Origin of the sequence: Dysosmobacter sp., assembly GCF_052306735.1 — a bacterium.
In the GTDB taxonomy this organism is placed as follows: domain Bacteria; phylum Bacillota; class Clostridia; order Oscillospirales; family Oscillospiraceae; genus Oscillibacter.
This window is the reverse complement of the sequence record NZ_DAWBAJ010000075.1, coordinates 1-5,686: the sequence shown is the minus strand read 5'-3', so window position 1 is coordinate 5,686 and position 5,686 is coordinate 1. Positions and strand designations below refer to the sequence as shown.

8 protein-coding genes are annotated in these 5,686 nt (G+C 59.5%); all 8 read right to left on the bottom strand.

Going from position 1 to position 5,686, the window contains the following annotated elements; genetic code table 11:
• Positions 1-380 (bottom strand): ATP-binding protein (locus ACT67G_RS11690; protein ID WP_443664341.1); only part of this gene is annotated, 380 nt, incomplete at its 3' end.
• 99 nt (positions 381-479) lie between these two features.
• Positions 480-629 carry a hypothetical protein gene (locus ACT67G_RS11685; protein ID WP_325246417.1) on the bottom strand — a complete coding sequence of 50 codons (150 nt, stop codon included), beginning with the start codon at positions 627-629 and terminating at the stop codon, positions 480-482.
• A 27-nt stretch (positions 630-656) separates the two neighbouring features.
• Complete coding sequence (locus ACT67G_RS11680) at positions 657-794, bottom strand: hypothetical protein (protein ID WP_443664340.1); 138 nt, start codon at positions 792-794, stop codon at positions 657-659.
• A gap of 14 nt (positions 795-808) precedes the next feature.
• Positions 809-1,075 (bottom strand): extracellular matrix regulator RemB, encoded by a 267-nt coding sequence (gene remB, locus ACT67G_RS11675; RefSeq protein WP_326216712.1) that lies wholly within the window; start codon positions 1,073-1,075, stop codon positions 809-811.
• A gap of 159 nt (positions 1,076-1,234) precedes the next feature.
• Positions 1,235-2,338 carry a DNA replication/repair protein RecF gene (recF, locus tag ACT67G_RS11670; protein ID WP_443664339.1) on the bottom strand — a complete coding sequence of 368 codons (1,104 nt, stop codon included), beginning with the start codon at positions 2,336-2,338 and terminating at the stop codon, positions 1,235-1,237.
• Positions 2,328-2,543, bottom strand: coding sequence for an RNA-binding S4 domain-containing protein (locus tag ACT67G_RS11665; protein ID WP_325245612.1), 216 nt, complete (start codon positions 2,541-2,543; stop codon positions 2,328-2,330). The genes recF and ACT67G_RS11665 overlap by 11 nt, the downstream gene beginning before the upstream one ends.
• 8 nt (positions 2,544-2,551) lie before the next feature.
• Positions 2,552-3,667 carry a DNA polymerase III subunit beta gene (gene dnaN / locus ACT67G_RS11660; protein ID WP_326216709.1) on the bottom strand — a complete coding sequence of 372 codons (1,116 nt, stop codon included), beginning with the start codon at positions 3,665-3,667 and terminating at the stop codon, positions 2,552-2,554.
• A 262-nt stretch (positions 3,668-3,929) separates the two neighbouring features.
• Positions 3,930-5,243, bottom strand: a complete 1,314-nt coding sequence (gene dnaA, locus ACT67G_RS11655; protein WP_325244124.1) for a chromosomal replication initiator protein DnaA — start codon at positions 5,241-5,243, stop codon at positions 3,930-3,932.
• Positions 5,244-5,686: the final 443 nt, after the last annotated feature.

Genomic DNA, 5,686 nt, shown 5'->3' with positions numbered 1-5,686 from the left:
AGGCCGCCGGAGACCTTGTAGCCGCCGCCGCCGAACTTGCCGCCGGCGTGGAGGACGGTATACACCACCTCCAGGGCGGGACGGCCCGTCTGAGCCTGGATGTCCACGGGGATGCCGCGGCCATTGTCCACCACGGTGATGGTGTTGCCCTCGTTGATCTGCACCAGGATGTCCGTGCAGTAGCCTGCCAGGGCCTCGTCGATGGCGTTGTCCACGATCTCATAGACCAGGTGGTGCAACCCCGAGGAGGAGGTGGAGCCGATATACATGCCCGGGCGCTTGCGCACTGCCTCCAGGCCCTCCAGGACCTGGATCTCCGAGGCGTCGTACTCGTTTTCCGCGTCCACCGTGGTGGAATTGAGGATCTCGTTTTCAGACATTTGCTTACTCCTTCCGTATGCGGGGCAGGAAGAGCCGGGCCGGAACCGCTTCCGGCCCGTTTCTCCCCGCCCTGAATCGAACACAAATTGGATCGGTATTTAGAAACGGCGTGCTTTCATCCAGACAATATGGACGATGGCGCCGACGGCTTCGCTGAAAAGGGCGGCCTCCGCGAACCAGCCCCAAACATAAAACAAAATCAAATATTCCGAGGGATACAGCTGCCAGGCAGCCTCCGTGATCAGCATGACGCAAAGGCATGCCACCGGAAAGATCTACCGCACCCGGGAGCCCCGGCGTGGCAGAAGCCCCACGGCAATGCCGCCCAGGATGCTGGCTGTCACCAGCAGGTTCAGGGGAAACACCCAGCCGTAAAAGGTTGGGATGACGTGGAAGAAATCCAGCAGCAGCATGGAAAAGCCCCTCCTCACAGCTCCAGCCGGCCGCTCTCCGCCCGCTTTTTCAGGGTGGAGGCGTTGAGCTGGCTGAGATAGACGATCTGACGGTGATAGGGGTGGTCGCACACCACAAAGGACTTGGGCAGCTCTCCGGACACGTCCAGCACCACGCCCTCCTGCTCCGCGGCAGAGAGATAGTCCCGGGTGCGCTTTTCATAGCTGCACTTGTCCAGGTCGAAAATGCCGATGATCCGCCGGTCCGGGATGATTTCGTTTTGTCCGATGTGCAGATACATATAGGGCCTCCGGATGGCGAAACTTGCACGCAGGCGTGCAAATAACAGGATTTTGATTGGGGAAAACACGCCAAAGTGATGCGGATCGGGGGCCTTTCCCAACGACCTGGAAACGGCAGTGGAAAAAGGCGCTGTTTTCCAGGATTTTACCCTGCAGCGCTACACCACATGCCCCTGTTCCACGTGAAACACCTTGCCCCCCAGCAGCTGGGGCAATCTGTCGTCCTCACAGCAAGTGATGAACACCTGCCCCCCGGCAATGCGGTTGAGGACGAATTCCTGCCGGCGGGGGTCCAGCTCCGAGAGGACGTCGTCCAGCAGCAGTACCGGGTACTCTCCGGAGGCGTTTTTGTAGATCTCCCGCTCCGCCAGCTTCAGCGCCAGGGCCGCCGTCCGGGTCTGGCCCTGGGAGGCGTAGTCCTTGGCGGCCAGGCCGTCGATGGTCACCAGCAAGTCGTCCTTGTGGGGACCGGAGAGGCAGGTGCGGCTGGCAAGCTCCGCCGTACGGTGGGCTTCCATGTGGCTGCGCAGCTGCTCCATGATCTGTCCCTCGGATGCCTCCGGGTCCGTGACGGCGGACACCGTCTGGTAGACGATGCCCAGCTGTTCCCTTCCTCCGGAGCACTCCCCGTGGTGGACGGCGGCGTACTCCGCCAGACGCCGGGCAAACTGGGCCCGGTAGTGGATCACCACCGCCCCCATCTGCACCATCCGCTCGCTGAAGTCCGGCAGCGCCGCCAGCAGGTCCGGCCGTTCCTGGGCATCCCGGAGGATGCGGGTTTTGTGTTCATGGGCCCGGTTGTACTGGGCGAGCGCCGCGGCATACCGGGGGCGGAGTTGACATAACGCAGTGTCTAGAAACCGCCGCCGGGCGGCGGCCCCCTCCCGGATCAGGTACAGATCCTCCGGGCAGAAGAACACGGTGTTGTACACCTGGGAGAGCTGGGCGCTGGTTTTGGCTGCCACCTGGTTGACGCTCATCTTCCGCCGCCGGTCCCGGTAGAGGTCCACCCGCACCCGGAATTCCCGGTCCCGGGCGAACACGGCGGCCTCCATCCGGGCGGCATTTTCTCCGAAGCGGATCATCTCCCGGTCCGTCCGGGCCCGGGGAGATTTTCCGCAGGAAAGGTAGGAAATTGCCTCCAAAAGGTTGGTTTTCCCCTGGGCATTCTCTCCCAAAATCACGTTGCACTCCGGGTGGAATTCCACCTGCTCTTGGACGTAATTGCGGAAAGCGGTAAGGGACAGGGCGTCAATCCGCATAGGCCACGGTGTAGTGCTTTCCCTGGAAGAGGACGTCGTCCCCCGGGCGGATCTTCTTGCCCCGCATGAGGCACACCTCTCCGCCCACGGAGACCTCCCCGGCCTGGATGCGCTCCTTGGCCTCGCCGCCGCTTCCCACCAGGTTGGCAAATTTCAAAAGGTCCTGGAGCTTGATGAACTCCGTATGGATGACAATGGTTTCCATAACACTCCTTACTCGGCGCTCTTAAGCCGCACCGGAAGTACCATATACAGGAAATTTTCCTCCCCGTCCACCGGCACGATGATGGCGGGGGAGACCCCGGTGTTCAGCTCGATTTTTACGGTGTCCGCCGGGGCGTAGCGCAGCGCCTCCATCAAATAGCGGTTGTTGAAGCCGATCTCCAGGCCGTTCCCGTCGCCGCTGAGGCGGCAGACGTCCTTGGCCTCGCCGTTTCCGGTCTTGGCGGAGAGCAGCACCCGGTCCTGCTCAAAGAGGCACCGGACGGGGCTTTTCAGCTTGTCGGAAATCACCACGGACACACGGTCGATGCTCTCGATGAGGGATTTGGTGTCGGCGATGACGGAAATGGGGTTTTTCCGGGGGATGGCGTTCTTGTAATCCAGGAATTCCCCCTCCAGACGGCGGCAGATCAGCTCGGTGTCGCCCACTTCGAAGAGAATGTGACGCTTGCCCAGGGTGACGGAGGCCAGATCCTCGCTGTCGGCGCAGATGCCCTTCACCTCGTTGAGGGCGGAGCCGGGAGCCACGAAGGAGAAGGCACCGCCTTCGATCTTCTCCAGAGGCTCCCGCCGGATAGCCAGACGGAAGCCGTCCACCGCCACCATGGTCAATCCCTTGTCGCTGATCTCAAAGAGGGCGCCGGTGTGGACCGGCCGGGACTCGTTGGTGGACACGGCGAAGGCCGTCTCCTCGATCATGGCCCGGAGGGTCTTTTGCTGGATGGACACGGAATACTCGTCCTCCACCTCGGGCAGATCCGGATAGTCCGCCGCAGAGAGACCCAAAATGTCAAAGTTTGCGTCACCGCAGGACAGATGGACGGTCTGACGGTCGTCGGCGGAGAAGGTGATCACGTCATCGGGCATCCGGCGGATGATGTCGCCGAAGAGGCGGGCGTTGAGCACGATATCGCCCTGGCCGGTGACGTCGGCGGACACCTTGGTGCGGATGCCGGTCTGCATGTTGTAGCCGGAGACGGTCAGACAGGAGTCGGCGTGGAGAAGGAGGCCCTCCAGGGCCGGGATGGAGCTTTTTTGTGCCACAGCCCGGCTGGTGACCGCGATGGCGCTTTGCAGCAGCGCTTTTTCACAGGAGAATTTCATCATTGTGGATCGTCCTCTCTTACTAGGATGGGTTGCGGTGTTCTTTTAAAGAAAAGAAACATATCTTTTTAGCAGAAGTCGTCGTAGAGCGAAAAATTGTGGAGAAACGGCCACAGCCCATGCGCTGTCGGACTTTGGCGTTCCACAGGGGATGTGGAGGAAACATGCAAGTCTTCCACAGGATTTTGGGGGTGCAAGTTGTCCACGGCAAGTTTTTCATTTTCCACAGAAGATGTTGAAAAATTGCACCACAAAAAAACGCTTCTCAGCGCTTGGAATTGATGTTGGTTTTGATCTCTTTCACCGTCTCGGCGAAGGAGGAATTTTTCTTCATCTTGGTCTCTACCTGCTTGATGGAATAGAGCACCGTGGAGTGGTCCCGGTTGTCAAACTGCTTGCCGATATCGTCCAGAGACAAATTGGTCATGGACCGGATCAGGTACATGGCGATCTGCCGGGCGGTGACGGCGTCCCGGATCCGCTGCTGGCCCCGGATGACGGACTCCTCCAGGCCGTAATACTTGGAGATGTACTCCAGGATGGCCTCCGGCGTGGGGATGTACTCGTTGGAGCGCTTGATCATATCCTGAATGGCCCGGGTGACCGTCTCCTCGTCGGTATCGCTGCCCAGAAGATCCTTGAGGGCCATGATCTTGTTGATGGTGCCCTCGATCTGACGGACGTTGGCGGTGACGTTTTCGGCAATATAGGCGGAGATCTTGTCGGGCAGCTCCATGCCCAGCAGGGCGGCCTTGTTCTTGATGATGGCAAGACGGGTCTCAAAATCCGGCGGCGCCACGTCCACCAGCAAGCCCCACTCGAACCGGGTGCGCAGACGGTCCTCCAGCTGGGTCATCTCAGAGGGGGGACGGTCGCTTGTCAAGACGATTTGGCGGCCGGACTCGTAGAGGTTGTTGAAGGTGTGGAAGAACTCCTCCTGGGTCTGCTTGCGTCCGGCGATGAACTGCACGTCGTCCACCAGCAGCAGATCCGCCTGGCGGTACTTCTCCCGCATCTCGGCGGTCTTGCTGGGACCGGCCTGAATGGCGGCCACCAGTTCGTTGGTGAGGTCGTCGCCCTTGACGTAGGCGATCTTGGCGGCGGGGTCGTTGCGGCGGATGACGTTGGCGATGGCGTAGATCAGGTGGGTCTTGCCAAGGCCGGAGTCCCCGTAAATCAGCAGGGGGTTGTAGTTCTGGGCAGGATGCTCCGCAACAGACACGGAGGCCGCGTAGGCCAGCTTGTTGGAGGGGCCCACCACGAAGGTCTCGAAGGTGAACTCGTCGGAGGTAAAACGGTCGCTCTGCTTATGGGGCGCGGCGCCGTTGAACTCCGCGTAGGCAAGGTCGTCCAGGATCCGCACTTCAAAGTCCGTGGAGAAAATGTCGTGCAAGGACGCCTTGATGTTTTTCATGAACAGGGACTCGATATAGCCCTTTTTGAAGTCGTTGGAACAGTGGAGGATAAAGGTATTCCCCCGGATGTCCACCGCCTCCAGCTCGTCGAACCAGGTGGCGATGGTGGTCTCGGAGAGATCGCGCCGGAGCTGCGTCAGCACGTTCTCCCATACGTCGGCCACGGAATTCAAACAGAAACACCTCTCTCTAAATCAATGGTCTCTCGTAAATAATGGACAAAACAAGACAGGGTTATTATAACAAAAAGACCAACCAAACACAATACTTATTCTAATATTAAGATGAAAAAATCTCACCGGAAAACCCGGGAGCAGCGGACAAGATGTGGGGCCTTTTGGAGCGGAAGCCCACCAGATTTAGAAATCGACCCGGAAACCGGGAAAAAGCACCTTTTTTTCAGGAAATCTCAAGTTTTTGTTGACATATTTTCAAAGAGTCTGTATACTATTCGGTGCGTCGCAAGACGTTTGATTGGTTTACTGCGTTCCGCCCACCGGGCGGGGCGTCGAGTAAGCGCCGTTCCCAAAGGGGACGGCCGGAATACTGCTAGGAGGTGTCTCAACATGGCAACGAAACGTACCTATCAGCCCAAGAAGCTCCACGG